This is a genomic window from Labrys sp. Lb11, from assembly GCF_057554225.1.
Window position 1 is genome coordinate 991,868 of sequence record NZ_BAAJOT010000001.1, and the last position, 25,825, is coordinate 1,017,692.

23 protein-coding genes and 1 pseudogene are annotated in these 25,825 nt (G+C 69.4%); 14 read left to right on the plus strand and 10 right to left on the minus strand.

The features are described from left to right. Positions 1-15 precede the first annotated feature (15 nt). The 9 genes from AC27L4_RS04630 (at position 16) to AC27L4_RS04670 (ending at position 7,595) form a co-directional block, all read left to right on the plus strand. Entirely contained in the window at positions 16-783 is a 768-nt protein-coding gene (locus AC27L4_RS04630; RefSeq protein ID WP_487140779.1) for an SDR family NAD(P)-dependent oxidoreductase, read from the plus strand. A gap of 12 nt (positions 784-795) precedes the next feature. Then, the gene (locus AC27L4_RS04635) at positions 796-1,689 is read left to right on the plus strand and encodes a sugar phosphate isomerase/epimerase family protein (RefSeq protein WP_487140781.1); all 894 of its coding nucleotides are present in this window, start codon (positions 796-798) and stop codon (positions 1,687-1,689) included. Positions 1,690-1,895: 206 nt separating this feature from the next. After that, positions 1,896-2,567 (plus strand): amino acid ABC transporter permease, encoded by a 672-nt coding sequence (locus tag AC27L4_RS04640; protein ID WP_487140782.1) that lies wholly within the window; start codon positions 1,896-1,898, stop codon positions 2,565-2,567. Continuing rightward, entirely contained in the window at positions 2,567-3,238 is a 672-nt protein-coding gene (locus AC27L4_RS04645; protein WP_487140784.1) for an amino acid ABC transporter permease, read from the plus strand. The genes AC27L4_RS04640 and AC27L4_RS04645 overlap by 1 nt, the downstream gene beginning before the upstream one ends. A 1-nt stretch (position 3,239) precedes the next feature. Beyond that, positions 3,240-3,974 carry an amino acid ABC transporter ATP-binding protein gene (locus tag AC27L4_RS04650; RefSeq protein ID WP_487140785.1) on the plus strand — a complete coding sequence of 245 codons (735 nt, stop codon included), beginning with the start codon at positions 3,240-3,242 and terminating at the stop codon, positions 3,972-3,974. A 6-nt stretch (positions 3,975-3,980) separates the two neighbouring features. Then, positions 3,981-4,898, plus strand: a complete 918-nt coding sequence (locus AC27L4_RS04655; RefSeq protein ID WP_487140786.1) for an isoaspartyl peptidase/L-asparaginase — start codon at positions 3,981-3,983, stop codon at positions 4,896-4,898. Between the two features lie 15 nt (positions 4,899-4,913). Continuing rightward, the gene (locus tag AC27L4_RS04660; protein WP_487140787.1) at positions 4,914-5,705 is read left to right on the plus strand and encodes a transporter substrate-binding domain-containing protein; all 792 of its coding nucleotides are present in this window, start codon (positions 4,914-4,916) and stop codon (positions 5,703-5,705) included. Positions 5,706-5,770: 65 nt separating this feature from the next. Beyond that, positions 5,771-6,529, plus strand: coding sequence for a copper homeostasis protein CutC (locus AC27L4_RS04665; RefSeq protein WP_487140788.1), 759 nt, complete (start codon positions 5,771-5,773; stop codon positions 6,527-6,529). 64 nt (positions 6,530-6,593) lie between these two features. Then, positions 6,594-7,595, plus strand: coding sequence for a LacI family DNA-binding transcriptional regulator (locus tag AC27L4_RS04670; protein ID WP_487140789.1), 1,002 nt, complete (start codon positions 6,594-6,596; stop codon positions 7,593-7,595). 12 nt (positions 7,596-7,607) lie between these two features. On the opposite strand, the gene AC27L4_RS04675 is transcribed toward AC27L4_RS04670, so the two are convergent. The 10 genes and pseudogenes from AC27L4_RS04675 to AC27L4_RS04720 form a co-directional block, all read right to left on the minus strand. Next, positions 7,608-8,447 carry a carbohydrate ABC transporter permease gene (locus AC27L4_RS04675; RefSeq protein WP_487140790.1) on the minus strand — a complete coding sequence of 280 codons (840 nt, stop codon included), beginning with the start codon at positions 8,445-8,447 and terminating at the stop codon, positions 7,608-7,610. Then, complete coding sequence (locus tag AC27L4_RS04680) at positions 8,444-9,307, minus strand: carbohydrate ABC transporter permease (RefSeq protein WP_487140791.1); 864 nt, start codon at positions 9,305-9,307, stop codon at positions 8,444-8,446. Before AC27L4_RS04680 ends, AC27L4_RS04675 begins: the two co-directional genes overlap by 4 nt. 198 nt (positions 9,308-9,505) lie before the next feature. Then, positions 9,506-10,831, minus strand: coding sequence for an ABC transporter substrate-binding protein (locus AC27L4_RS04685; RefSeq protein WP_487140792.1), 1,326 nt, complete (start codon positions 10,829-10,831; stop codon positions 9,506-9,508). Beyond that, a pseudogene (locus tag AC27L4_RS04690) lies at positions 10,828-12,420 on the minus strand (putative N-acetylmannosamine-6-phosphate 2-epimerase). Before AC27L4_RS04690 ends, AC27L4_RS04685 begins: the two are co-directional and overlap by 4 nt. A gap of 187 nt (positions 12,421-12,607) precedes the next feature. Then, positions 12,608-13,390 (minus strand): GntR family transcriptional regulator, encoded by a 783-nt coding sequence (locus AC27L4_RS04695; protein ID WP_487140793.1) that lies wholly within the window; start codon positions 13,388-13,390, stop codon positions 12,608-12,610. Positions 13,391-13,605: 215 nt separating this feature from the next. Continuing rightward, on the minus strand, positions 13,606-14,220 hold the full coding sequence (locus tag AC27L4_RS04700; protein WP_487140795.1) for a hypothetical protein: 615 nt from the start codon (positions 14,218-14,220) through the stop codon (positions 13,606-13,608). Positions 14,221-14,289: 69 nt separating this feature from the next. Continuing rightward, positions 14,290-15,693: a gluzincin family metallopeptidase gene (locus AC27L4_RS04705; protein WP_487140797.1), complete on the minus strand. Its 1,404-nt coding sequence runs from the start codon at positions 15,691-15,693 to the stop codon at positions 14,290-14,292. After that, entirely contained in the window at positions 15,690-17,012 is a 1,323-nt protein-coding gene (locus AC27L4_RS04710) for a TfuA-like protein (RefSeq protein WP_487140798.1), read from the minus strand. The genes AC27L4_RS04705 and AC27L4_RS04710 overlap by 4 nt, the downstream gene beginning before the upstream one ends. Next, positions 17,009-18,430 carry a YcaO-like family protein gene (locus AC27L4_RS04715; protein WP_487140799.1) on the minus strand — a complete coding sequence of 474 codons (1,422 nt, stop codon included), beginning with the start codon at positions 18,428-18,430 and terminating at the stop codon, positions 17,009-17,011. The genes AC27L4_RS04710 and AC27L4_RS04715 overlap by 4 nt, the downstream gene beginning before the upstream one ends. Continuing rightward, positions 18,427-21,804, minus strand: a complete 3,378-nt coding sequence (locus AC27L4_RS04720) for an ATP-binding protein (RefSeq protein WP_487140800.1) — start codon at positions 21,802-21,804, stop codon at positions 18,427-18,429. The genes AC27L4_RS04715 and AC27L4_RS04720 overlap by 4 nt, the downstream gene beginning before the upstream one ends. Before the next feature lie 179 nt (positions 21,805-21,983). On the opposite strand from AC27L4_RS04720, the gene AC27L4_RS04725 reads away from it, so the two are divergent. The 5 genes from AC27L4_RS04725 to AC27L4_RS04745 all read left to right on the plus strand — a co-directional run bounded on the left by AC27L4_RS04725 (position 21,984) and on the right by AC27L4_RS04745 (position 25,764). Further along, complete coding sequence (locus AC27L4_RS04725; RefSeq protein ID WP_487140801.1) at positions 21,984-22,751, plus strand: macro domain-containing protein; 768 nt, start codon at positions 21,984-21,986, stop codon at positions 22,749-22,751. Positions 22,752-22,799: 48 nt separating this feature from the next. Continuing rightward, positions 22,800-23,174: a hypothetical protein gene (locus AC27L4_RS04730; RefSeq protein WP_487140802.1), complete on the plus strand. Its 375-nt coding sequence runs from the start codon at positions 22,800-22,802 to the stop codon at positions 23,172-23,174. Between the two features lie 125 nt (positions 23,175-23,299). Beyond that, on the plus strand, positions 23,300-23,833 hold the full coding sequence (locus AC27L4_RS04735; protein WP_487140803.1) for a helix-turn-helix transcriptional regulator: 534 nt from the start codon (positions 23,300-23,302) through the stop codon (positions 23,831-23,833). A 98-nt stretch (positions 23,834-23,931) separates the two neighbouring features. Continuing rightward, entirely contained in the window at positions 23,932-24,915 is a 984-nt protein-coding gene (locus tag AC27L4_RS04740) for an NAD-dependent epimerase/dehydratase family protein (protein WP_487140804.1), read from the plus strand. Positions 24,916-25,179: 264 nt separating this feature from the next. Beyond that, complete coding sequence (locus AC27L4_RS04745) at positions 25,180-25,764, plus strand: AAA family ATPase (RefSeq protein ID WP_487140806.1); 585 nt, start codon at positions 25,180-25,182, stop codon at positions 25,762-25,764. Positions 25,765-25,825: the final 61 nt, after the last annotated feature.

Below are 25,825 nucleotides of genomic sequence, written 5' to 3' on the forward strand. Positions count from 1 at the left end.
CTGGAGGATTCCGCCATGACCGTCCCGCAACGCGGCCTTGATCGCGCCGCCGTCGTCACCGGCTGCAGCCGCGGCATCGGCCGCGCCATCGTCAAGCGCCTGGCGGCCGAAGGCTATGCCGTGGTGGCCAACGATATCCCGGCGCAGAGGGCCTTGATGGAAAGCCTCCGGCAGGAGGTCGAGGCCGAGGGCGGGCGCTGCGAGATCGTCTATGCCGATGTCAGCAAGCCCGAGGAGGTCGACGCGCTGGCTCGGGAAGCCCTGGCCCGTTGCGGTGGCGTCGACGTGCTGGTCAACAATGCCGGCGTCCTGTCGGTCCGTCGGGTCGAGGACATAGAGCCCGAGGAGTGGGACCGCATGTACGACGTCAACACCAAGGGCACCTTCCTGGTGACCAAGGCGCTGCTCGGTCATTTCCACGAGCGCCGAGCCGGCCGCATCGTCAACATCGCCTCGATCGGCGGCAAGCGCGGCGGGATCGGCCAGGCCCATTACTGCTCGTCCAAGGCCGCGGTGATCAGCTTCACCCATATCCTGGCGATGGAAGTGGGACAGGACGGCATCACCGTCAACGCCGTGTGCCCGGGCATCATCGACACCGAGATGGGACGCAACAACTACCGGGACGAGGAGTCCTTGCGCAAGGTGCTGGAGAAGACCACGCTCGGCCGCCTCGGGGAGCCCGAGGACGTGGTCGGCGCCGTCTCCTTCTTCGCCTCCGACGACGCATCCTTCATCACCGGGCAGGCCTTGAATGTCTGCGGCGGCATTATCTTCCACTGAAAGCTCGAGACAATGACGAACAAGCTGGGACTGCACGCCTTCGTCTGGACCCCGGACTGGACACACGAGCAATCTGCCCGCGCCATCGGCAAGACAGCCGAGCTCGGCTATGACATCATCGAGATGTCGGCGCATGACCCCGGTTCGATCGACGTCGACGTCACGCGCCGCCAACTGGAGCAGCACGGCATCGGCATCACCGTCTCGCTCGGCCTCGACGCCGCGGCCGACATTTCCGACGGCGATCCCGAGAAGGCACGGCTCGGCGAGAAGCGCCTGCGCGAAGTGGTGTCGATCGCGCGTGACCTCAATGCCAGCCATGTCTGCGGTATCCTCTACTCGGCCTTCCAGAAATATGCGGTTCCGCCCACGAGCGCCGGCATCGCCCGCGCGGTCGAGGTGCTGCAGCGGGTGGCCGAGGATGCCGCCAGGAGCAACATCACCCTCGGGCTGGAGGTGGTGAACCGCTACGAGAGCAACGTGCTCAACACCGCCTCGCAGGCAGTGGAGATGTGCCGGCGCATCGGCGCGCCGAATATCAAGGTGCATCTCGACTGCTACCACATGAACATCGAGGAGAACGATGTCGAGGCGGCCATCATCGAGACCGGTGACCTGCTCGGCTACTTCCATACCGGCGACTCCAACCGCGGTTACCTCGGCACCGGCTCGATCGACTTCAAGCGCATCTTCCGCGCTTTGGTGAAGGCCGACTACAAGGGGCCGATCACCTTCGAGTCCTTCTCCTCAGCCGTGGTCGGTCAGCCGCTGGAGGGTATTCTCGGTATCTGGCGCAACCTGTGGGAGGACGGCGACGATCTGGCGCGGCACGCCAAGATGTTCACACAGGCGCATCTGAAGGCCGCGCATGAAGCGCGCAACCGGGGCCGCGGCGGCCTGGCCTGACCCGGCTCAGCCCGCCGCCGATGGTGCCGGCTGCAGGCGCTCGACCGGATTGCCTTCGGATCGTGGAGACGGGGCGGCTCGCCCATTCGGACAGGTGTCGGGATCGACGGTGACGGCGATCCCGACACCGCGCCGATGCGCGGCCATTGACTCGTCCTCGATTTCTTCTACGTTGAAACCGGTTTCACTGTCATTCCGGACGCAGCGTGCGGTTCGACCTCGGCATCCTCGCTCCGCATTTCGGCGTCCTCGCCGCTGGGGCGCTGCTGACGGTCGAGGTCTGCGCCCTGTCGCTGGTCGGCAGCGTCCTGCTCGGGGCGATGGTGGCGATCGCGCGCACCTCAGCCTCGCCGCTGCTGCGGCGGGCGGCGTTCGTCTATGTCGACGTCTTCCGCAACGTGCCGTTCATCGTCCAGCTGTTCTTCTTCTATTACGGACTGCCCGAGATCGGGCTCTACCTCGATGCCTTCAGCACCGGGGTGATCGCCCTCTCCATCGCCGGCGGCGCCTACGCGTCGGACGTCATCCGCGCCGGCATTCTCGCCATCGACAACGGCATCCTCGAGGCCGCAGAAGTGAGCGGCCTGTCAAAGCGCGTCGTCTTCACCCGCATCGTGCTGCCGATCGCGCTGCGCACCTCGGTCCGCCCGCTCGGCTCGGTACTGATCAACATGATCCTCACCTCGTCGATCCTCTCGACCATCACGCTCAATGAGCTGACCGGCCAGGCCAGGATCGTCGCCTCGGACACGTTCCGGCCGTTCGAGGTCTATGCGGTGCTGCTGATCGTCTACGCCGCGCTCACCTATCTCGTGGCCATCGGCATCGGCCTGCTGCACCGCCGGCTCAACCGCGACATGCTGGAACAGGTGAGCTGATGCGGTTCACCGAGTTCACTCCGTTCGACCTCGTGCTGCTGGCCAAGGGGCTCGGCGTCACCCTTGGCCTGTTCCTCGCCACCGCGCTGATCGGCGCGGCCGTCGGCATCCTGTGGGGCGTGGCACGGTTCTATCGCGTGCCGGTGCTGACACAGGCGATCTCGTTCCTCGCCGAGATCCTGAAGAACTCGCCGGTGCTGGTGCAGCTCTTCCTGGTGTTCTTCGGCATTCCCGCCGTCTTCAAGATCGACGTCACGCCTGTGCAGGCCGCGGTCATCACCCTCTCGGCCAACACGGCCGCCTTCGTCTACGTCATCGCGGTGGCCGCCATCGAGTCGATCGGCCGCGACCAGATCGAGGCGGCGCGCGTCTTCGGCCTGACGCGTTGGCAGGTGCTACGCCGGGTGATCGCGCCGCAGGCCGCCGCCTTCTCCGTCGGGCCGCTGACGGCGCTGCTGGTCAACCAGTTGCAGGTCACCTCGCTGATCTCGGTGATCGGCGTCATGGATCTCGCCCGGGTCGGCGCCACCCTCAACATGCGGACGCTGAAGCCCTTCATCGTCTGGACCGTGGTGGGCCTGCTCTACTACCTCGCGGCCAAGCTCGTTGCCGGGCTCGGCGCCCGGTTCGAGAGCCGACTGCGGGCGTACAGCGCCTTCCGGGGGCTTTGACATGCTGAAGGTCGAGAATGTCCGGAAGGCCTTCGGCGGCACCACCGTGCTCGACGGCGTCAACCTGACGGTCCATCCCGGCCAAGTGGTGTCGATCCTCGGCTCGTCCGGCTCCGGCAAGTCGACCCTGGTGCGCTGCATCAACGGGCTCGAGAAGCTCGATGCCGGTCATGTCACGGTCGACGGGTTCGATGTGTCGAAGCCGCGGGAACTGGCCGAGGCGCGCAAGCGCTCCGGCACCGTGTTCCAGCTGTTCAATCTCTACCCGCACATGACGGCGCTGGAAAACATCACCCTGGCGCCGGTCGAGGTGCTGAAGCGGCCGAAGGCCGAGGCGGCGGCCGAGGGCCGGGCGCTGCTTGCCTCCGTCGGCCTTGGCGACCGTGCCGACGCCTACCCCTCGCAGCTTTCCGGCGGCCAGCGCCAGCGCGTCGGCATCTGCCGGGCCCTGGCGATGAAGCCGAGCTATCTCCTGCTCGACGAGGTCACCAGCGCGCTCGATCCGGAGATGACCGCCGAGGTGCTGGCGATCCTCGCCCGACTTGCGGCCGAGGGCACCACCATGCTCTTCGTCACCCACGAGATCGAGTTCGCCCGGCAGATCTCCGACCGCATCGTCTTCCTGGAGAAGGGAACGCTGCTGGTCGACCTGCCGACCCGCGATTTCTTCGACGCTGCCGGCGGTTTCGCCCAGCCGCGCATTGCCCAGTTCCTCTCCCGGATGCGGAAAGACTGACGCCTCATGCTGTTCATCGCCAACGCGGAAGGCTGGCCCGGAGTGCCGACCACGGTCGAGATGCTGCGATCCGGCACCGACAGCCTCGCGGCCCTGGTCGCCGGCATCGGCATGGTCGAAGCCGAGACGCGGGTGCGCAGCGTCGGCCGCGGCGGCTGGCCCAACATGCTCGGCGAGATGGAGTGCGATGCGGCGGTGATGGACGGCACGACGCGGGAGGTCGGTGCCGTCGGCGCCGTGCCGCACACGCTTCCCGTGGCGCGCCTGGCGCTGGAGGTGATGCGGCGCCTGCCGCATGTCATGCTCACCGGCGCCGGCGCCCGGCGCTTCGCCAGCGAGATCGGCCTGCCCGTCGAGGACGTGCTGCTGCCCGACAGCAAGCGCGTCTGGTGGGAACGGCTGGCGCGCGAGCTCAGCCCGGACGAGGCCACGCGGTTCCCCGAGATCCCGCTGGCGCCGCTGCTCAGGACGATCACCGATCCGGAGCGCGTGCGCGACACCACGGTCTACCTCAGCGCCGACACGGCCCGCGGCATCCACGCGGCGACCTCGACCTCCGGCTGGGCCTGGAAATATCCCGGCCGGCTCGGCGACAGCCCGATCCCCGGCGCCGGCTTCTATGCCGACAGCCGCTACGGCGCCGCCGCCTGCACGCATACCGGCGAGATGACGATGCGCTGCGCCACAGCCCGCACCGTCGTGCTCGCCATGAAGCTCGGCCGCTCGCTCGGCGACGCGGTGAAGCTCGCGGTCGAGGAGCTTGACGACCTGACCGAGGGGTTCCTGGGCGGCGTGGTCATCCACGCTGTCGACGCCCGGGGCAGCCACGAGGTCGTGAATGTCCGGTGCCAGGGCGAGATCGCCTACTGGCTCTGGGACGACACCATGGCGGAGCCTGAACTCCGTCCTGCAAAGACCATTTAGGGGGAGAGGACCATCATGCAACGCTTCCTGACTGCCCTGGCCGCCCTGGCGCTTGTCGCCGGCGCCGCCGTCCCGGCGATGGCCGGCATGCTCGAGGACATCCGCGGCCGCAACGTCGTGCGCATCGGCGTGTCGCTGGGCGGCGAGCCGATCGGCTTCCGCGACGCGGAGAACAACCCGGTCGGCTACGACGTCGACGTTGCCAAGCGGCTCGGCGAGAAGCTCGGCGTGCCGGTCGAGTTCACCGATGTCTCGGGCGACGCCCGCATCTCGATGCTGGTGTCCGGCCAGCTCGACATCGTCGTCGCCAACACCTCGGCGACACTCGAGCGCGCCAAGAGCGTCAATTTCACGATTCCCTACAATCGCGCCGGCCTGCGCATCATCGTCCAGGCCGATTCAGGCATCACCAGCCTGGAGGGCCTCAGCGGCAAGAAGATCGTCGTCGGCCGCGGCACCACCGGTGAGACCTTCATCAAGAAGGCCGTGCCCGGCGCAGAGCTCGTCTATGTCGACCAGTTCGCCCCCGACGGCGTGCTGCAACTGCAGCAAAAGCGCGTCGACGCGGCGATCGAGGATTCCTCGCTCCTCGACTATCTCGCCACCAAGAACCCGGCGCTGGCGACGCTGCCCGGCCTCTACTCCAACGATCCGATCGGCATCGCCGTGGCCAAGGGCGACCTGGACTTCGTGCGCTGGCTCGACATGTTCGTGTCCGACTACATCCAGTCGGGAGCCTACGAGGCGAACTACAAGAAGTGGTGGGGCGAGAAAGCCAATCCGCCGGCCCTCAACCCGCTGTGGTAAGCCGGCGCCGATCCGCGCTTCCGCCGGCCAGGCATCGCGTCGGGCCGCCCACCCGAGGAGAACCCATGACCGCTCACCTGCCGCGCGCCGTCGAAATCTGCGTCGAGAATACCGATGGCCTCGTCGCCGCCCAAGAGGCCGGCGCCGACCGGGCCGAGCTCTGCGCCTCGCTTCTGGAGGGCGGGCTGACGCCGAGCGCCGGCATGGTGCGCGAGGCGCTGCGGCGGGCGGCCATCCCGTTCTTCGCCATGGTGCGGCCGCGCGGCGGCGACTTCCTCTATTCCGAGATCGAGTTCCAGGCGATGCTGGAGGACGTGAAGGCCTTCCGAGACATGGGCGTACCCGGTGTGGTCGCCGGCTGCCTCTCGCCCGACGGCACCATCGACGAGGCGCGCATGGCCGCGCTGGTTGCCGCCGCCCGTCCGATGAAGGTCACCTGCCATCGCGCCTTCGACATGACCCGCGACCACGTCGAGGCGATCGAGGCGCTGGTGCGTGCTGGCGTCGACCGCGTGCTGACCTCGGGCCGGCACGACACGGCGCTGGAGGGGCTGGCGGTGCTTGCCGAGACGGTGAAGGCGGCGGCCGGCCGCATCGTCGTCATGGCCTGCGGCGGGCTCGACGCCGGCAACATCGCCCGGGTGCTCGACGAGACCGGCGCCGACGAGGTGCATTTCGCCGCCCTCCGCAACGAGCCCAGCGGCATGCGCTTCCGCAACCCGGCGATCGGCATGGGCGGTACCGACCTCGAACGCGAATACACCAATACCGTCACCTCGGTGGGCGCGGTGCGCGCGACCATCGCGGCGGCGCGCCGTCGCTGAGCCGCCATTGCCGGAGGCCGATGGCGACATCATGTCGGGCCGGCGGGTTGATGAGGGCGCGGGCATGGCGCAAGACAGAGGGCGGGTCGGTTCGCTCACCATCGCCGACGTCGCGGAGCGCGCCGGCGTGTCGCGCGCCGTCGCCTCGCGCGCCCTGTCGGCGGAGCCGCGTCCGGTCTCGGCCGACAAGCGCGAGCGGGTGATCAAGGCGGCGGCCGAGCTCGGCTTCCGGCCGAACCTGCTCGCCCGCAGCCTTGTCTCCAAGTCGGTGAACCTGGTCGCGGTGGTGGTCAACCATATCCACGACCTGTCCGACGTCGACCTGTTCGACCTGCTGCTCGACGAGATCCAGTCCGTTGGCAAACAGGTGATCCTCATCCGTGTCGGTTCTGCGGGCCGCGTCGAGGAGTTCCTGCGCCAGGGCATCGCCTATCACGTCGATGCGGCGCTGGTCTTCTCCGACTTCGCCGATGCCCGAACCGTGCGGCGGATGTTCCGGTCCGACCATGTCGTCATGCTCAACGGCCGGCACGACCGGTTGTCGCCGGCGGTCATTCCCGACGAGGCCGGGGGCATCGCCGAGGCCGTGGCCGATGCCGCCGGCAAGGGCGTGCGCACGGCCGGACTGCTCACCGGCCGCCAGTCCTCGGAGATCGAGCGCATCCGCATCGCCGCCTTTCGGCGGAGCCTGGCCGACCGCGGTATCGCGATCGTCCGCGAAGTCCAGGGCGACTATTCCTATGCCAGCGGCCATGCGGCGGCCGCAGCCCTGGTGGGCAGGGAGCCGCCCGACGCGGTGTTCTGCACCTCCGACGCCATGGCCATGGGCGTGCTCGACGCCCGCCGCGTCGACTTTCCCGGCAACCGTCCGGCGCGCTTTCGGCTCTACGGCTTCGACAATCTGTCGCTGACCGATTTCGACGCCTATCCGATCGCCTCGATCGGCTACGACAAGCACGACTATGTGCGCGAGATCATCCGCATCCTCATCGAGCCCGGGACGTTCGGAGGGCCGCGCAAGCCGGTGACGGTGCCGACCGTGTTCGTGCCGCGGGCGACGGCCTGAGCGCCGGCCGCCTCACCCCTTGACGGCGCCGCCGGTCAGCGACCGTCCGATATGGCGATAGGCCAGGAGGCTGATCACCAGGGGCGGCAGGGTGCTGACGATCATCACCGCCGCGGCGATGCCCCAGTTCACGCCCCCGCCGCTGGCCGAGAAGAAGAAGGAGGCGCCGACCGTCATCGGCACGGCGCGCTGCGTCGTCAGCATCAGCCCGAACAGGAACTCGTTCCAGGCGTAGATGAAGGCCAGGATCAGGCTGGAGGCGATCACCGGCGCCGAGAGCGGCAGCGCGATGCGCAGCAGGACCGCCACCGTGCCGGCGCCGTCGATACGGGCGGCTTCCTCGATCTCGATCGGCAGCTCGCGCAGGCTGTTGACGATCAGCACCAGGACGAGCGGCAGGTTGACCAGGCACAGGATCAGCGCAAGGCCGATGCGGGTGTCGAGCAGCGCCAGCTGCTGGTACATCAGGTAGATCGGGATCGAGAAGATGATCAGCGGCACCGCCCGCAGATTGGTCACCAGCGGCAGCAGCCAAGTCTCGCCCAGCCCGTGGCGGACGATGGCATAGGCGGCGGGAAAGGCCAGCACCACCGAGAGCACCGCGCCGAGGCCGGCAGCGATCAGGCTGTTGCCGAGATAGTGGACGATGTCGAAGCGGTCGGCGATGGCGAAGATGGCGCGGTAGTTCTCCAGCGTCGGCTGCTCGATCGCCAGCGAAGGGTTGGAGGCGATCTCGCCGGCGCTCTTGAACGAGGCGATCAGCGTGGCGATGAACGGGAAGTTCAGCGCGAAAGCCGCGACGGCGAACACGACGAGGCGCAACAGCATCATCACAGGTGAGGAGGTTCTCATCGGCGGGCCCTCCCCAGGCGCAGCAAGCCGAACAGCACGAGAAAGGACAGCACCAGCAGGATCAGCGAGGCGGCGACGGCGACGCCGATGTCGTTGCGGCGGAAAAAGGCCTCGTAGATGAAGATGCTGATCGTCGTGGTCGAGCCGCCGGCGCCGCTGCCGGTCAGCACGTAGACATTGTCGAACACGCGGAAGCTGTCGATGAAGCGGAAGAAGAAGGTGACCAGCACCGTTGGCAGCATGATCGGCAGGTCGACGAAGCGCAGCGCCTGGAGCGGGCCGGCCCCGTCGAGCGCCGCGGCCTCGCGCACCTCGTCGGGGATGGCGCTGTAGGCGGAATAGAGGATGAGCAGCGCGAACGGCGTCCACTGCAGCACCTCGATCACCACCAGGGTGCGGAAGGCGTTGTTCACGTCCAGGAACGCCGGGCTGTCGCCGGTGAACAGGTAGAAGTAGTAGGGGACGACGCCGACGAATTCCTGCAGCACCAGGCGATACATCAGCCCGACCAAGGCTGGCGCCAGCATCATCGGCAGCATCAGGATCGCCATGAGCCACGGGCAGCGGGCCAGCAGCGGCGCCAGGAAGATCGCCAGGAACAGGCCGAGGGCCAGTTGCGCGACCGAGGCGAGGGCCGCGAACTTCAGAGAGAAGCCCATCGCGTTCCAGAAGCCCGCGTCTGCGAGCACGGTGGCGAAATTGCCGAGGCCGCGAAACGAGGGCGCGCGCAGCGTCTCGAAGGTGACGTGCGAGACGGCGTAGACGAGGTCGATGACGAGAGGCAGCCCCAGCAACGCCAGCAGGAACAGCGTCATCGGTGCGAGCAGGAGATAGGGCGTTCGCCGGTCCGCAGTCTCCATGGGCTCTTTCCGTTGGGGGAGGGAAGGGCGGGATGCCGAAGCGTCTCCCGAAACGAAGCACCAACCTGGGCCGTCATGGCCGGCTAGTCCTGGCCATGGCGAGTTGAGAGGTCGCGCCCAATCGACAACAGCGGCACTTGTTCTCGGACGACACCGACGAGCCCTCTCCAGTCGGGAGAGGGCTCGGCTTGTCCGGTCCTATTTCTTCAGAAGCCCGGTCATCGCCTTGGTCGCCTCGTCCAGGGCGGCGTCCAGCGTGGTGGTGCCGCCCCAGTAGCCGGTGAAGGCCTTGGCTTGCGCCTCGTAGACGGGGAGGGCGCTGGCCGAGGTTGCGCCGGTCATGACGTAGCCGTACTGGCCGGCGAAGGCGCCGAGCTTGGCCAGGTCCGGTCGCTCCGGCAGCTTGTCGGTCACCGCGGCCGAGGCGGCGGGCGAGCCGCCCGCCTTGGCATAGGCCGCGATCGCGTCGGGGCTGGCCAGCCAGTCGAGGAACTTCGTCGCGCCCGCCTTGTTGGCCGAGGCCTTGTTGAGGCCGAAGCCGAGGCCGTGGATGTGGGTGAAGCGGCCCTGCGGACCCGAGGGAGGCGCCACGGTGCCGATCTTGCCGGCGACGACGGGGTTCTTGTCCTTGTTGTCGAGGTCGGCGAAGGCGGCGTTCCACTGCAGCATGGTCGCGACCTGGCCCGAGCCGAACGCGGCGTTGGCCTCGGCGAACTCGGCCGAGAGCGAGTCCTTGGGCGAGGCGCCGGCGTCATAGAGCTTCTTGTAGAGCTCGAGCCCGGTCCGGTAGGCCGGCGAATCCACCGTGATCTTGCCGGAGGCATCCATCCAGTCCCCGCCATAGGCGCGCGGCAGCGACTGGAACACCATCATGTTGAACAGGAGGTTCTTCATCTGCAGCGCCGTGCCGTAGCGCACGGGGCTGCCCGGGTTGATGCTCTTGGTGAAGAAGAGCGCCGTCGCCGCCCAGTCGTCCCAGGTCCAGGCGTCGGGGTCCTTCGGGCTCAGCGCCTTGCCGAGATATTTCTGGGCGATCTCGCCATAGGTCTTCTTCCAAGCCTCGTCCGTCTGAAGCTTGTCGATCAGGTCCTTGCGGAAATACATGAAGTGCAAGGAGAGGTCGGTCGGCACGCCATATTGCTTGCCGTCGAACTCCATGGTCTTCAGCACCTTCTCGCCGAACACGTCCTTGGCCGCGGCCGGCAGGGTGATCGGGTCCATGAAGGGCGCATATTTGCCGATGGCGTAGGTCGCCAGCAGGTTGAGGTCGAACTCCTTGGAGCCGGCCGCGAGGTCCGCCTGCAGCTTGTCCCAGAAGCCGTCGCGGTTGAAGAAGATCAGCTTGACCTTGTCGGCGTCCGCCAGGCCGGCCTGGGCATTGTAGATCTCGGCGACCTTGCGCAGGGCTGTCTCCTCCGGGCCGCCGGGCCAACCGAGGACCGTCACCTCGGCTTGCGCCGCAATCGACCCGGCGCCCATCAAGGCGCACAGCCCGAACAGGGCGGATGTCAGCAGTCTTCTCATTGTTTCCCCTCCAACGCGCTGCTTGCTGCGGATGCGAGATCGGCGATGCCGATGAGGCCTGCATTCGGGCCGAGCGCGGCGGCACGAAGATCAGGCCGGACGTTCTCCGGCGCGGCCGCGACGGCCCGGCGCAGCCGGTCGAGGTAGCCGGGCGCCAGGCCGAGGCCGCCACCGATGACGAAGAGGGCGGGATCGAGCTCCAGCTGCAGGGCCCGCAGCCGCAGGGCGACCGGTGCGATCACCCGGTCGAGCAGCGCCGCGGCCCAGGGTTCGCCGGCCGCGGCCGCGGCGGTGATCGCCGGCGGCGCTGCGTCATGCCCGGCGTCGCGGGCCAGGCGGGCCAGGGCCGCGCCGGACCCGACCTCCTCCAGCAGCCGCTCGCCGCCCGGAGTGCCGACCGGGCCGATGCCGACATGGCCGGCGAGGCCGCGATGGCCCGCGATCAGTCGTCCGCCCTGGACGATGCCGCCGCCGATGCCGGTCGAGATGGTGAGGAACAGCATGTCGGCGCCCTGGCCTGCGCCGTGGCGATGTTCGCCCCAGGCCGCTGCCTGGGCGTCGTTGCGGGCGAGGACGGGGACGCCGAGACGCGCCGCGAGCGCCTCGACAAGGGGAAAGCCGGCGGGGACTGGCAGCGTTCCCGGGTTGAGCGCGAACCAGCGCCCGTCGCGTACGCCGCCGGTGACGGCGACGCCGGCGGCGACATACTGCCCGCGCCAGGCCGAGGCGAGGCCGGCGACTGCGTCCATCCAGGCCTCGACGTCGGCGTTGCGGGGTGTCGCGACTTGGCCGATATCGAGAATCCGGGCCTGTTCGACCAGCGCCGCCAGGATCTTGGTGCCGCCGAGGTCGATGGCGAGGACGGGCCCGGTCGCCATGGCTCAGCTGCCTCCCGGCACGGCGGGACGGGACCGCTCCATGGCGGCTGCGAACCAGGCGGTGATGTGCTCGGGCCGAGTCACGGCCGAGCCGACCACCACCGACCAGGCGCCGGCCTGCCGCGCCGCCTCGATCTGCTCGGCGGTGCGATAGCGTCCCTCGGCGAAGACCGGTGCGCCAAGGCCGGCGCAGGCTGCCACCAGCGCGATGTCCGGGTCCTCCGGCACGGCGCCGTCCGTGTAGCCCGAGAGCGTGGTCCCGACGACCTCGCTGCCCGCCGCCAGCGCGGCCCGCGCTTCCGCCGGGGTGGCGATGTCGGCCATGGCGATGCATCCGGCCCGGTGCACGGCGGCGACGAGGTCGCCGACCGCCGCTGGCCTCGGCCGGTGGGTGGCGTCGAAGGCAACGATGTCGGCGCCGGCTTCGGCGAGGGCCGAGACGTCGTCCTTGGTCGGCGTGATGATGATCGGTGTCGCCGGATCGACACGCTTGACGAGGCCGATGATCGGCAGGCGGGTTGCGGCCCGGACGGCGCGCACGTGATCGATGCCCTGGATCCGCAGGCCGGCCGCGCCGCCGGCCTCGGCCGCCAGCGCAAAGGCGACGACGATGTCGGTGCGATCCATCGGGCCGTCGATGACCGGCTGGCACGAGACGACGAGCTTGCCTTCGAGGCGGTCGAGCACTGTCTCCACGCTGCGGATCCCCATCATCGAATGTGATGACGCATCATAGATCAGGATGAACCGGTATGCAACCAGTATAGGACCAGTTTGCAAACAGGTCCTCGGCAGGGCCTGGAGCGTTTTGCGATTTGACGGAATCGCGTCAAGTCGCAAAGACGCGTCGAAACAGGGAGCTGGAGCAAAGCGCGTTTCCACCAAAACGCGCTTTGCTCTAGCGATGCAGCTCCATCAGGAAATCGTATCGGTCGCCGCGATAGCGGCTGCGGCAATATTCGACGGCGCGGCCATTGGCCAGGAAGCAGCGCCGCTCGATCTCCAGCAACGGTGCGTGCCGGGGAAGACCGAGGCGCCTGGCTTCCTCCACCGTCGCCACGGTCGAGCGCATGCGCTGCAGGGCGCGCACCGGCACATGGCCCTGTGCCTCCAGCGTGGCGTAGAGCGACGCCTCCACCAGCTCGGGGCTCGGCAGGAACTCGGCCGGCACGACGGACAGCTCGATCGCCATCGGCTCGGCATCCGCCGTCCTGAGGCGATGCAGCCGGCAGACTTCCGCGCCCGGAGACAGGCCGAGCGCCATCGCCTCCGCCGGCAGGGCGGTGCCCCGTTCGCGACCGAGCCAGACCGTGCCCGGCACGTGGCCACGGGCGCTCATGTCCTGGGAGAAGCTGCTGAACTGGGAGACCGGCTTTTCCACGCGGTCCGCCACGCTGGTCCTGGCGCCCTGGCGCTGCACCAGCAGCCGGTCGTCGACCAGCGCCTTGATGGCCTTGCGGACGGTGACGCGAGAGAGGTTGAGGCGCTGGGCGAGATCGCGCTCGCCCGGGATGGCCGTGCCGGGGGGGATCAGCGCCTCGCGGATGGCACCGCGAAAGGCGCCTTCGAGGCGCTGGTACAAGGCGGTCGGGCTGGCGCTGTCGAGCCTGGCTGCGCCGCGCAGATAGGCGACGAGCTGTTCCGTCTGCTCCGGCGTCGCTCCGGACTCCGACTCGGTCATTCCAGGCCTCGATACGGCCGCCCCTGTGGCGGCCCGGGCGATGTTCTAGCGCATAAGCCCCGCGGCTCGGAAGCGGCCCGTAATCTCTGTGACCGCATCCGAATTTGGGAAGCTGACGCTACGCGGATCCATCCTCCGAGGCCTTGTCTTTCTTCCGCCGAGGCAAAAGGGCCGCCGAAGCGTATGGTTGGAGGGCAGGACCCAGCCCGGGAAGGCTACCTCCGACGCCGGCCGGTCATTGCCGATCGCCCGACCAGGGCCGAGCGCCCAACCAGGGCCGAACGTCCTGTCATGGCCGAGCGTCCCGTCAGATCCCCGTCCTCGTCTCCCGTCACGTTCACTGCGCCGAGCTCGGCATCGAGCAGGATGTCCTCCAGCCAGCCGGAGGTGACGTCGATGCGTAGCATCTGGTCGAGCTTGTCGTAGCCCCACATGCGCACGCCCGAGGCAAACACCTGGTCCTTGAACTCGACGCCGAGCGTGCTCAGGTCGATCGGATCCTGCCCGGCGGTGACGGGATAGCCGGGGCCGTGCACGAGGAAGATCGCCGGCGCCGACATCTTGTAATAGTTGCCCTCGTAGCTGAAGCCGTAGATGTTGGCGAGCCTCGCCCGGTACGGATCGCGATCCTCCGGTGCCAGGTTGGCGGCGAGCTGGTTGCGCGGATAGTTGAACTGTCCCAGAACGTCGGCATTGTTGGCTTCGTTGAGCTGCAAGCCGAGGAATTCGCGTCCGAACAGGCGGACCAGGGAAGGGGCAAGCAGGTTCTCGTCGAAACGGGGGCCGGGTCCGCCTTCGGCGGTGCTGCTGGGATTGCTGGGGTCCGCCATGGCTGGTTCCTTTCCGTCTTGCCGCCGGGGTTGCGGGACAGATTACTAGACGGGTGACCTAACGCCAACTCACAATGCGGGTCTGTTCGAAATCGCACTGCGGTGCGTGTGCGGCATCAGCCGGCGCGTGGCGATGAAGGTGTCGGCGTGCGCGCAGCGGCAGTCGTGCTGCCGCTTGGCCGCCGCCACCCGCCGCGCCCGTTCCGAATAGGGCAGGCGCCGCCATTCGCTTTCGGACAGGGGGAGGCCGGCATGCAGGATCGGTCGCGGCTCGATGCCGCGCCACAGGAAATCATCGATGAAGGCGTCGGTCTGATCGGCCCGGCCAAGGCGGATGCTCGCCTCGATGAACCGGGCGGCAACGCGATCGAAGGTCAGATCCTGCGGATCGAGCGTCAGCATCACATGCGCCATGCAGGCGCCGATCGTGTCGCGTGCCTCGAGCAGCGAAGCGCGGAAAGCCTCGGCGAAGAGCTCGAACTGCCGTGCCGAGGCCCTGTTCACCCAGTCCAGCGACGCCTCGACCTCGTCCCGTCGCCAGAACCTCGTATCGAGATGCGGGGCGATGGCTCCGCGCCGCACCAGCCCCTCCTGGTAGAGATCCACGAGCGCGTCGAAAATGGCGCCGGTCAGCGGCTGCGCCAGGTGGTGGGCGTTGCGGTCCTGGCCGGCCGGGTCGATCCAGCTGCCGTCCGTCGCAAGGCGGAGATCGGCGACGTCGGCCATCTTCACGATATTGTCGGCGGTGCGGATCTGGTCGAGGTCGGAGATCTCGCCGATGCGGCTGACGAGATTGAGAACGTAGAGATTGCCCGAGGTCTGTGCCAGGAGGCGGTCGATGACGCTGTCGAAGTGCAGGGCCGAGACCAGAGCGACGAGATCGGAGAAGGATTCGTGGAAGGCGAGGAACTGGCCCGACAGCCGTTCGGGCGGCGGCACGCCGACCTCGGAGAACAGCACGGCATGCCCCATCTCGTGGGCGATGACGTCGAAGTTCAGGCAGAAGAGCAGGGCCTCGCCATCCCCCTCGATCTTCCGTCCGGTCTCGATGAAACCGGGGCCGGACTGGGCATTGTCCCAGTCCACCACCGGGACGAGCTCGACGAGGGGATAGGCGGCGGCGTGCCACCACGCCACCCGCCGGCCGAGATAGGCCTGCCAGATGTCGAGCGTGTGCCGGGCGCAGCCGAAGAGGTGAGCGGACAGGAATTCCGGCGTGTCCACGGCGATATGGTCGAAATGCCCGTGCCGGTCGGGGCGGGCAGGGGGCAGCACCGCGCCCGCATAGGGTGGCATGTAGGACGGCGGATCATAGGGCAGGGGTTTGTCGCACGGGTGGACGGCGTACATCGTCCGATCGGTTGGGCCGGGGCCGATGCTGCCGGGCGGCGGCGCCAGCGCCACCACTTCCGGCTCCCTGTAGCCGGCGGCATATTGCGGATAGATGCGGAAGCGCGTGCCGGCGAACGTCATGGATCCCTTGCCCCGCTGACGAAGACGAATTCGCGCCAGACCGCGTCCTCGAAGGCCTCTGCATGAGCGAAGCCGACGGATGCGGCATGGGCGGCGACCGAGGCCGGCGTGCCCGCCCCGAGGCGCGTTTCGAAATACCACGAAAGGGCGCCGTCGCGCAGCGGCCCCGACGGGCGGACAGCATCGCCGCCGGTCGCTGCCGCCTTGTCGCGGGCACGGCGGGACAGCATGGCGAAGGCGCCGGTCAGGCGCAGATGGTCGAGCACGGCTCGCCTGAGGCGTCGGGGCGGCACCTCGGCAAGGCCGTCCTCGGCCGCGGCCTCGGCGGCGACGAGGCGCGGCAGGTCGCGGGCGCCGGAGGCATTGTCGCCGAGCCATGCGTCGATCGAAGCGCGGCTCGCGAGGCCGCGCCGCCGCCGGAAGCGGGCCAGCGCAGCCCCGGCATCCGTTTCCTCCGAGGGCCGGCCGACGGCCATGCGTCCCATGGCGGCATAGGCGGCGTCGCGCCAGGCCTGCGGGTCGAGGCCGAGTTCCGCCAGCACCGCAGCTTCGTCCGGCGAGGCGTCCGCTTCCTCTTCAGCCTCCACGAAGCGCTCCCAGACCAGGGCCCTCTCCAGCTCGAACGGGACCGGCTCCGGCGCCGCTTCGCCGCGGGCGAGACGGCCGATGAGCTCGGCTGCGTCGCGAGCCTTCTGCGAGACGCGATGGCGTTCCAGCCAGGCCGGGAGGACACCGGCCCGGCCGGCCTCGATTTCGGCCCCGGCGGCTTCGGCCAAGCGGGCGAAGCTGCGCTCGGGAAAGTGCAGGCGTTTCATCGCAGCCGCGAGCCGGTCACGTTCGCCGCGGTCGATCAGCCCATGAGCCTCGGCGAGCGCCAGCGTCTCGCGCAGGTCGACCATCGCGTCCGAGACCGCCATGCTGCCGAGCGCCTCGGGCGCGTGCGCCACCGCCACTTCGTCATCGTCCTCGAACGGGTCGTCGAACGGCGGATAGCGGCCGGCGCGGAAGGCAGCGCAGATCTTGCCGACGCCGATCATGCCGTAGTCCGCGAGCTCGGCGGCGCGCAGGGCGCCCATGCTGGCCGCGCCGAACATGGCGACGCCCTGGCCCAGGGCCCAGAGGATTTCGCGGTGCCACACCGCCGGCACGTTCAGGAACAGGCCGTCGATCAGGCCGATCCGGGCCGGCCGATAGTCACGCACGGCGCGATAGACATCGCCCTGCCGGGCCGGAGGCAGGAAGCGAGCCCCAGGCAGCAGCGCCTTGGCCTCGGCGAGGCCGAGGGAGGGGCCGAGGAAGATGACGACGGGGCCGCTCATCGTGGCACCGTTCGGCGTGGGCTGGGAATAAGAGACCGCTCATCAATAAGTGACTCAACGTGGGCGTCGCCTTTCTCGGAAGCGCCATGGTCCGGCCCTATCCTAGCGTCTACGGGGATAAGTCCGGCCTTGGCGGTCGAGAGGGGGTGTTCGACCGATGACTGTAACGAAGCGCTTATTCCCGGACGCCCCGTTCCCTGCGCCCGCCGGCCGGGCACATATTCCCCGTCCGGCTGCCAGGGGCCTTCCAGGCCCGGCACGATGGCACGGCCGACCGGGATGCCGAGTTCGGGCCGGGTCAGGTCGACCCAGACGGCCTGGGCGAACCCTGCCTGCCGGAGGCGGTCGAGGATCGTCGGAAGCGGGGAGGCCGCTGCCGCGGTCCGGGGCGGCGGCATGGGGTGACGCGGTCCGCGGCCGGCAGCGGCGAGCCAGGCTCTCGCCTGCGCGGCCCAGCGCGCGCGCTCCCGCGCCTCGTAGGAGTCCGGTTCGAAATCGTCCCGCGCCCCGGAAATGCGGGTGAGGCGTCCCTGCACGGCTTCGAGCAGGGCGCGCGCCAGCGCCGCCGCCGGATCGGCGTGGCATCCGGCGCCGAGCTCGGCCGCGACACCCTCGGGGTCTCCGTCGGGCGCGGCGACGAGGCAGACGAAGACCGGCAGGCCGATATCGGAGGTGGCCTCCCAGGCGGCGACGCCGAGGCCCACCCCGGCGAGATGCCGGAGCAGCGCGGCGCAGTCACCGTCTCCGATCGTGCCGAGGTCGACGGGCCGGGCGCGTGGGCCGAGAGCGCCGCCGGCGCCGTACCAGAGCGCGACGGCATCACGCTCGATCGCCTCGCACAGCCCGTGCGCCATCGCCCCCTCCGGCGTGGCGCCGGCGCCGAGGCCGTTGGTGGTGGCCTGGAACAGGCCGCTGCCGGCCGGTTGCGCGGTGGTGTAATCGGCATGGACGAGCTCGTAGGGCACCCAACACCGGCCGCCGTCCATGAGGTCCCGCCCCTCGATCCACAGGAAGCGCTCGCGCTCCGGATCGGCCTGCCCCGGCGCCCGGGGAAGCGCCGAGGGATCGACGGTCGGCACACCGAGTTCTCCCCGCCGTCCCCATCGCAGCGGCGCGTCGATGGCCTCGGCATGGCAGGCTTCCGCCGCTTCCATCAGCGCGGAGACCTTGGCGGCGGCGAGGCTGAAGCCCTTGCCCTGGTGCACGGCCAGGGAGCGCGAATTGGGCCGCACCGCCGCGGCCACCGGGATGCCAACGATATCGAGCCCGGTCAGGACCGCGAGGCGGGTGATGCCGAGAGCCGGCATCAGCGGCAGCAGCCGGGCGAGCACCACCTCCGGATCGCCGGTTCCGGCCTGCGGCAGGTCCGCGCCGGCCACGCGCCCCGATGGGACTGCGGGCCGGGGCGGAGCCGTCATGCCCATATCCAGGGCGCGAAGGGGATGTCCGACGGGCCGCCGCCGGACCGGGGCGCTGCCTCGAGCAGCTTGCCGGCGTCGCGCAGGTCGAGGCTGCCATTGCCGACAATCGGGACACGGGCCGCCCTGAGGGCGGCGAGGGCTTCGTCGAGCCGGCCGAGCCGCGCGGCGAGGCGCGTTTCGCTGATGGCGGTCCGCAGGATCAGCATCTGCGCGCCTTGCTGCTCGGCGATGCGACGCGACTCGGCATAGGCGGCGCCGGCCGCTTCGATCTCCGCCGGCGTGGCGGCCAGGATCATGTCGCCGGTCATCCGCCAGACCTCGGGCAGCCAGTTGCTGAGGCCGACCGCATCGAATTCCTGCCGCGCCGTCTGCAACTCCTCCAGGGCCCGGGCCGGCTGGCCTGCGGCGGCAAGCACGTCGGCGTAGAGGCAGACATAGATCGGAAAATCCTCGATGGTGTTGATCCGGCGCTGCTGGCCGAGGCCCTTCTCGAGCATCTCCAGGCCGCTCGTCGGATCGCCCAGCATCGCGATGGCCCAGCCGCGGAAGATCAGGCCCTTGGCGGCATGATCGGCAAAACCCCGGTCCGAGGCGAAGCCGATCAGTTCCTCCGCCTGCCGCAGGGTGCGGGCATGGTCGCGCCGATAGCTCTGGTGCAGCAGCGCCATGTCCATGGCGTGCATCGTGCTGCCGAGATGGCGCAGTTCCCAGGCCCAGGCGAGCGACTTCTTCTCCTCGGCGCTGGCTGCGTCGAGCCGGCCCTGCATCCAGTAGGTCTGGGCGGCCGAGCCGTGGGCGCAGACCTTGGCGTCGTGATTGCCGTAGAGCGAGGCATGGTCGCGGAAGTCGCCGCTTTCATAGATGGCGAGGCCGGCCTCGATATGCTCGCAGCAGCGCTTCAGGTCGCCCGCCATATAGTGGCTGGCCCAGTTGCAGTGATGCGCCTGCAGCAGGAATTCCGAATCCTGGCGGTTGCGGGCGCGCTGGTAGAGCGCTTCGGCGCGGCCCTTCATCACGTGATAGTTGCGCGAGACGCGCCACCAGCCCCAGTAGATCGGAAACTGCCGGTCGCCGCCGTCCGGCATGCCGAGGCAGATCTCATAGGCCTCGTGATAGAGCGCATGGGCGTCCTCCGAGCCCGTCCCCTTGACCGCGAAGAGGGCGGGGCCGAGCAGGGCGACCAGCTCCAGCCTCAGATCCAGGTTCCGGGGTGTCTGCGGCAGGGTCTGCAGAAGCTTGAGGCCGCGCTCCAGCAGCCGCGTCGCTTCCAGGGGGGCGGAGCCGGCGAGGCTGCGCCGGCCAGCCGCCAGCCAGTGCGGCACCGCCTCCTCGCCGAGGCCGGCCTCGGTCAGGTGCACGGCCAGCAGTTCCGGCTGCAGCTGCGTCGCCTCCGGATCCAAGGCCTGGATGGCGTGGGCGGCGCGGGCATGCAGGCTGCGCCGGCGCTCGCGCAGCAGGCTGTCATAGGCGGCGTCGCGCACCAGCGAGTGGCCGAAGGCATAGCAGGCCTGGCCCGCGACCGTCATCGGCCGCAGCACATCGGCCCCCTGCAGTGCGGCCAGGGCCGCCTCCAGTTCCGGACCGGCGATCTCGGCCACCGCCGCCAGCACGTCGCTGCGCACGACACGGCCGATGACGGCGGCGACCTGCGCCAGCTCCTTGGCCGAGCCGGAATGGTCGAGGCGCGCCACGAAAGCCTCATGCAGCGAAGCCGGGATCGACACGGCGCCGCTCTGGTCGAAGCCGACCTTGCTCCAGTCCACGAGCGTCTGCGAGCGCAGGAGCGGGCGGACGAACTCCTCGATGAAGAGCGGCACGCCGTCGGTCTTCTCGGCGATCCGGTAGGCGACCTCCATCGGCACCGGCTGGTCGCCGAACAGGCTCTGGACCATGGCGGCGGCCTCGTCATGGTCGAGCCTGGCGAGCCGCAGCGTGGGGATCGCCGCCGTGGCGGTCCAGTCGCGAACGTCCGGGGTCTCGCGCGAGGTCAGCACCAGCAGGATGGGCAGCGTCCGCGCCTTGTCGAGGATCAACTGGAGCAGGTCGCGCGACGATGGGTCGAACCAGTGCAGGTCCTCGACCAGGACGCAGAGCGGCCCCTGGCTCGCCGGTGCGAAGAGCTGCTCCGCCAGCACCTCGAACTGGAGCTGCTTCTGCCTTTCGGGGGAAAGCTCGCCCTCCACCTCGGGCGGCACCAGGCCGAGCAGCCGGCCGATCACCTCGGCCGCCCGGTCCCGGCTGGCCGGCGGACCTCGCATCACCGACCGCAGTTCTTCCAGGCCGATCTGCGAGGAGGTCCCGGTGGCGGCGCGGCTGGCCAGCGACCGGAACTGCAGCAGGAAGGGGTGAAGCGGGGTGTTCTCGCTGAACGGCGATCCCGTCAGGGTGACGACCGTCGCCAGCCGCTCGCGCCGGACCGCCAGGAAGCGCTCCACCAGGCGCGACTTGCCGATGCCGGGCTCGCCCAGCACCAGGACGGCGCCGCCCCGTCCGGCGTCGGCATCGGCCCAGTGTTCCTGCAGCACCGAGAGCTCGTTCTCCCGGGCGAACAGCGGAGTAAGGCGGATCGGCGTGCCGGCCGCGGTCCGGGCGCGTTCCTGCGTTTCCTTGATCACGCGGAACACGTGCTGGGACTGGCCGAACCCCTTCAGCTCCGGTCGCCCGAGATCCTCGCATTCGAACAGGGCCGCGACCCGCTCATGCGTCACCTCGGAAATGGCGATGCCGTTGGGAGGCACGATGGTCTGCAGGCGGGCGGCGAGATTGGGCGTCGAGCCGACGATGGTCTGGCGGTCGGCGAAGCCGGCCGTCAGCAGGTCCCCGACGATGACGCGGCCCGTGGCGATGCCGATTCGCGCCTGCAGCGGCGTCTCCGCCCGCGGACGCAGCGTGCAGATGCCGTCGACGATCTCCAGGGCAGCCCGCACCGCCCGCTCCGGATCGTTCTCATGGGCGATGGGGTAGCAGAAATAAGCCAGGATGCCGTCGCCGACGAAGCGCACGACATTGCCGCCGTAGCGGGCGATGATGGCGCTGCAGAATTCGCGATAGTCGCGGATGACCTCCAGCATGTCCTCGTCGTCGAGCCGCTCGGCGAGAGCCGAGGAATCGACGAGGTCGACGAAGGCGACCGTGAGGGGACGCCGTTCCGCCGGCGTCGGCGCCGGCCGCTCGAACATGGCGGGCTGGACCCCCTGCAGCGTCTCGCGAAAGCGCTTGCGCTCGCTGATGGTCAGCTCCAGCTCGCGCAGATCGGCGTCGGTGAGGTCGGCGAGGTGATGGATCTCGATCCCATGCGCCTGGAACGCGCCGAGGCGGTGCGTCAGCCCGGCCGCCCGGAGCAAGGCGTCGATATCGAGGGAATTCGTCATCGCGCGGAGCCTTTCAGACTCAGCTTTGCCGCGCAACAGGTATCCACTTGATTGACTCATGGCAGGCGGCAGGTATGCCAGTGTTCGTTGGAATGTCCAGCACCGCGATTACCGGACCATCCGCTCCGGTGCGTCTGTGCCGATCGACACGATGCCGCGAGGCCGCACAATAGCCCAGGATGAGCAAAAGGCCGATAGCTAGGCCGCGCCGCTGCATCGACGGCGCTGCGGCGGCCGCGGACATGCCGGGGGACCTCATGACGGACAGGCAGGATCGAACCACGGTCGAGACGGAGAGCCGACCGTCTCCCGCCATCGTCCTGGCCGCGACCCAGGCTCCGCTCGCCGATGCCTGGGAGGCGGCGTGCGGTGACCTGCCCGGCGTGCGCATCCATCGCGGCTCCATCTTCGAAGTGGCCTGCGACGCACTCGTCAGTCCCGCCAACAGCCACGGCTTCATGGATGGCGGCATCGACGCTCTCTATTCCCGTCGCTTCGGTTGGGACGTGCAGGCGCGGCTTCGCCGCCTGATCCTCGAGCGGCACCACGGCGAGCTCCTCGTCGGCAGGGCCGAACTGGTCGAAACCGGCAATGCCGGGCATCCCTACCTGATTGCCGCGCCGACCATGCGGGTGCCGATGGTGTTGGACAGGGGATCCGTCAACCCGTTCCTGGCAACGCGGGCCGCCCTGCTGCTCGTCCGGCACGGCTCCTTCCCGGCCGGAGACCGGGCGGGCGAAAGGATAGCGCCGCATGTCCGGACGGTCGCCTTTCCCGGCATGGGGACGGGCGTCGGGCGGGTCCCATTCGAGATCTGCGCCCGGCAGATGCGGGCGGCCATCGAGGACGTTCTTCTTCAAACCGTGCGCTTGCCGTCGAGCTGGGCGGAGGCGAGCGAGCGTCACCAGCTTCTGTACACCGACCACCCGGTCCGGCTGCAATCTTGACGGTCACGAGGCCACACAGGCGACCCGGCAAACAAGGACAGGAAACGGATGGGCTGGGCTTCATCCCATATCGAGCGGCTGAAGGCCGGGCAGACCGTGCAGTTCCGCCCGCGCGGAGGCTCCATGGCCGGGATCATCGCCAGCGGCCAACTGGTCACGGTCGTGCCTATCGCCCCGGACGAAACGATCGCCAAGGGCGACGTCGTGCTCTGCAAGGTCCGCGGAGCCGAATATCTCCACCTGGTCAAGGCGGAGCGCAACGGCAGCTACCAGATCGGCAACAATCGCGGCGGCATCAACGGCTGGACCAGCCGCGCCAATATCTTCGGCCGCTTCGTGCGCGATGCCGGGACCGATTCGGCAGGCGGCGAGGCGGGAGCGATGGGGCATTCCCGGCGGGCCGGCCCGATCCGATCAGCTTGACTATGCTCGCCCCCGATCAAAGGGGCGGGGCGTGCAGCGGCGCCGGTCCAAGGCGCTTGACGGGCCGGGAAAAGGGCGTCCCACTGGTCGGCGGAGATGGTAGCCGCGACGGGGAGATTTCTGTGATGGAGCAAGGTCGTGTCCTGCGCCGCATGCGCCTGCTCGCGGGCCTGAAGCAGGACCATCTGGCCGATCTTCTGGGCGTCGACCAGGCGACCGTGTCCCGCTGGGAGCGCGGCCTGCTCAAGCCGTCGGCAGCCCACGCCGCAGCGATCCAGCGCCTGCTCACGGCTTCGGCGGCTCCGGCGCAGGATGCCGCGCTGAAGCGCCTGGTTGAATCCTCGACGCAGCGCGTGCACCTGATCTGCGACCGGACGCATCGCCTGCTCGCGGCCTCCGCGGCGCGGCGCGCCGAGTGGCGGGCGGACCCGGCCGATTTCCTCGGCCGTTCCCTGCTCATCTATGCCTCCGCCGAGATCCTGGCCGCCGAGGCGACCCTCGGCGAGCGCGGCTGGCGCGAGGGACGGCTGACTTCGCTCACGGTCGACACCGGCGCCAACGGCGATGCGGTGCTGCCGATCCTGCCCGGACAGGTGCTGTGGGAGCGTCTTGCCCTGTCGGACGGCACCGCCGGACGCCTGGTCACGACCCTCGCCTGACGCGGGCAGCCGGCTGCATATTTTATGCGTCGCCCGGTTTCGAAGCCGGCTGCTAGTCTTGCGCCCGACACGACTCTTCGAACGCGGGACGGGCCGCCATGACCATTCTTGTGACGGGAAGCGCCGGGCATCTGGGCGAGGCCCTGATGCGCAGCCTGCGGCAGGCGGGGCGGCCGGCCCGGGGCGTCGACATCAAGCCCTCGCCCTTCACCGACGCCGTCGGCTCGATCGGCGACCGCGACTTCGTCCGCCGGCAGATGGCCGGCGCGCGGGCGGTGATCCACTCGGCCACCCTGCACAAGCCCCATGTCGCCACCCACGGTTACCAGGACTTCGTCGACACCAATGTCATGGGCACGCTGGTCCTCCTGGAGGAGGCGAGGGCGGCGGGCGTCGCATCCTTCGTCTTCACCTCGACGACCAGCACCTTCGGCTCGGCCCTGACGCCGGCGCCGGGCCAGCCGGCGGCCTGGGTGACGGAGGAGGTCGTGCCGATCCCGCGCAATATCTACGGCGTCACCAAAGTGGCGGCCGAGGGGCTGTGCGAGCTGTTCTTTCGCCGGCACGGCCTGCCGGTGATCGTGCTGCTGACCTCGCGCTTCTTCCCCGAGGCGGACGACGACGCCCTGATCCGCGGCGGCTACGAAACGGCCAATGTCCAGGCGAACGAGATGCTCAACCGCCGGGTCGACATCGCCGACGTGGTCGACGCCCATCTCCTGGCGGTCGAGGCGGCGCCGCGGATCGGCTTCGCCCGCTATATCGTCTCGGCGACCACGCCGTTCTCCCCCGGCGACCTGGCCGACCTGCGGCGCAGCGCCCCGGATGTCGTTCGCCGGCTCTTCCCCGGATGCGAGGCGCTGTACGCCGCCCGTGGCTGGAGCTTGTTCCCGCAGATCGAGCGTGTCTACGTCAACAGCCGGGCGCGCGAGGAACTGGGCTGGCGGCCAGGACATGATTTCGCGCAGGTGCTGGCCAGCCTGCGCACCGGAGCGGATTTCCGCAGCCCTCTTGCCCGCGCGGTCGGCAGCAAGGGCTACCATGACACCGCCTTCCCGGAAGGCCCCTATCCCGTGGCGTAGGCCCGGTCCGGGATCGTCCTGCGTCGAGCGGCCGGCCGGGCGACGAGATCCCGTGGCGCCGGCCGGCCGCTTGCGCGCCGCGCGCGCGGGCTCTAAGGTCCGCCTATTCCCCCGACATCGACCACCCGGGCTGCGCCCCTGGAACGGTTGCGCCGCAGCGGCGCGGCCCCCCCAGGCGGGATTGTCCCGACCTTTCCTGAAATCGACAGGCGACCGCGTGCGGCGCGGGCGCCTCGCATCGCGAACGTGCCAATGAAACGATACGTGCTGACAGGAGCCCCCGGCGCCGGCAAGACCAGCCTCCTGCGCCTCCTGGAGACCCGCGGCCACGCCGTGGTCGAGGAGGCTGCGAGCGACGTCATCGCCCTGGCCCAGGCGCAAGGCGTTCCCGCCCCATGGACCGATCCGGCCTTCGTCGACGCGGTCGCCGGCCTGCAGCGGCGGCGCGAGGCGCGCGCTTCGGCCTGTACGGATCGCATCGTCCTCTTCGACCGTTCGCCGATCTGCACCTGGGCGCTCGCCGTCTTCCTCGGCTACGAGCCCTCCGCCGGGCTGCTCGCGGAGATCGAGCGCATCGAGCGCGAGGGCATCTATCAGCGCCGGGTTTTCTTCGTCCGCAACCTGGGCTTCGTCACGCCGACCGAGGCCCGGCGGATCAGCTTCGAGGAGGCGCTGCGTTTCGAGGCGGTGCATGCCGAAGCCTATCGGCGCTTCGGCTATGATTGCGTGCCGGTCGAGGCGGCCGGTCTGGAAGAACGGGCGGCCGTGATCGAGCGCGAGATCGGGCTTGCGTCCGGCTTGCCGGCGGGCGCGGCCGTCGGCGGTGGCGCATACCGCGACATGTGCTAGCCTGCGAACCGTGGCAACCGGAGTCGCCCGCCGATGCGGCGGCGCCCGGTGGCCGGAAACA

What these genes read in the sequence shown, in the direction of transcription:
- AC27L4_RS04630 (WP_487140779.1), top strand. Translation starts at nt 16, where the DNA reads ATGACCGTCCCGCAACGCGGCCTTGATCGCGCCGCCGTCGTCACCGGC.
- AC27L4_RS04635 (WP_487140781.1), top strand. Translation starts at nt 796, where the DNA reads ATGACGAACAAGCTGGGACTGCACGCCTTCGTCTGGACCCCGGACTGG.
- AC27L4_RS04645 (WP_487140784.1), top strand. Translation starts at nt 2,567, where the DNA reads ATGCGGTTCACCGAGTTCACTCCGTTCGACCTCGTGCTGCTGGCCAAG.
- AC27L4_RS04650 (WP_487140785.1), top strand. Translation starts at nt 3,240, where the DNA reads ATGCTGAAGGTCGAGAATGTCCGGAAGGCCTTCGGCGGCACCACCGTG.
- AC27L4_RS04655 (WP_487140786.1), top strand. Translation starts at nt 3,981, where the DNA reads ATGCTGTTCATCGCCAACGCGGAAGGCTGGCCCGGAGTGCCGACCACG.
- AC27L4_RS04660 (WP_487140787.1), top strand. Translation starts at nt 4,914, where the DNA reads ATGCAACGCTTCCTGACTGCCCTGGCCGCCCTGGCGCTTGTCGCCGGC.
- AC27L4_RS04665 (WP_487140788.1), top strand. Translation starts at nt 5,771, where the DNA reads ATGACCGCTCACCTGCCGCGCGCCGTCGAAATCTGCGTCGAGAATACC.
- AC27L4_RS04670 (WP_487140789.1), top strand. Translation starts at nt 6,594, where the DNA reads ATGGCGCAAGACAGAGGGCGGGTCGGTTCGCTCACCATCGCCGACGTC.
- AC27L4_RS04675 (WP_487140790.1), bottom strand. Translation starts at nt 8,447, where the DNA reads ATGAGAACCTCCTCACCTGTGATGATGCTGTTGCGCCTCGTCGTGTTC.
- AC27L4_RS04680 (WP_487140791.1), bottom strand. Translation starts at nt 9,307, where the DNA reads ATGGAGACTGCGGACCGGCGAACGCCCTATCTCCTGCTCGCACCGATG.
- AC27L4_RS04685 (WP_487140792.1), bottom strand. Translation starts at nt 10,831, where the DNA reads ATGAGAAGACTGCTGACATCCGCCCTGTTCGGGCTGTGCGCCTTGATG.
- AC27L4_RS04695 (WP_487140793.1), bottom strand. Translation starts at nt 13,390, where the DNA reads ATGACCGAGTCGGAGTCCGGAGCGACGCCGGAGCAGACGGAACAGCTC.
- AC27L4_RS04700 (WP_487140795.1), bottom strand. Translation starts at nt 14,220, where the DNA reads ATGGCGGACCCCAGCAATCCCAGCAGCACCGCCGAAGGCGGACCCGGC.
- AC27L4_RS04705 (WP_487140797.1), bottom strand. Translation starts at nt 15,693, where the DNA reads ATGACGTTCGCCGGCACGCGCTTCCGCATCTATCCGCAATATGCCGCC.
- AC27L4_RS04710 (WP_487140798.1), bottom strand. Translation starts at nt 17,012, where the DNA reads ATGAGCGGCCCCGTCGTCATCTTCCTCGGCCCCTCCCTCGGCCTCGCC.
- AC27L4_RS04715 (WP_487140799.1), bottom strand. Translation starts at nt 18,430, where the DNA reads ATGACGGCTCCGCCCCGGCCCGCAGTCCCATCGGGGCGCGTGGCCGGC.
- AC27L4_RS04720 (WP_487140800.1), bottom strand. Translation starts at nt 21,804, where the DNA reads ATGACGAATTCCCTCGATATCGACGCCTTGCTCCGGGCGGCCGGGCTG.
- AC27L4_RS04725 (WP_487140801.1), top strand. Translation starts at nt 21,984, where the DNA reads ATGAGCAAAAGGCCGATAGCTAGGCCGCGCCGCTGCATCGACGGCGCT.
- AC27L4_RS04730 (WP_487140802.1), top strand. Translation starts at nt 22,800, where the DNA reads ATGGGCTGGGCTTCATCCCATATCGAGCGGCTGAAGGCCGGGCAGACC.
- AC27L4_RS04735 (WP_487140803.1), top strand. Translation starts at nt 23,300, where the DNA reads ATGGAGCAAGGTCGTGTCCTGCGCCGCATGCGCCTGCTCGCGGGCCTG.
- AC27L4_RS04740 (WP_487140804.1), top strand. Translation starts at nt 23,932, where the DNA reads ATGACCATTCTTGTGACGGGAAGCGCCGGGCATCTGGGCGAGGCCCTG.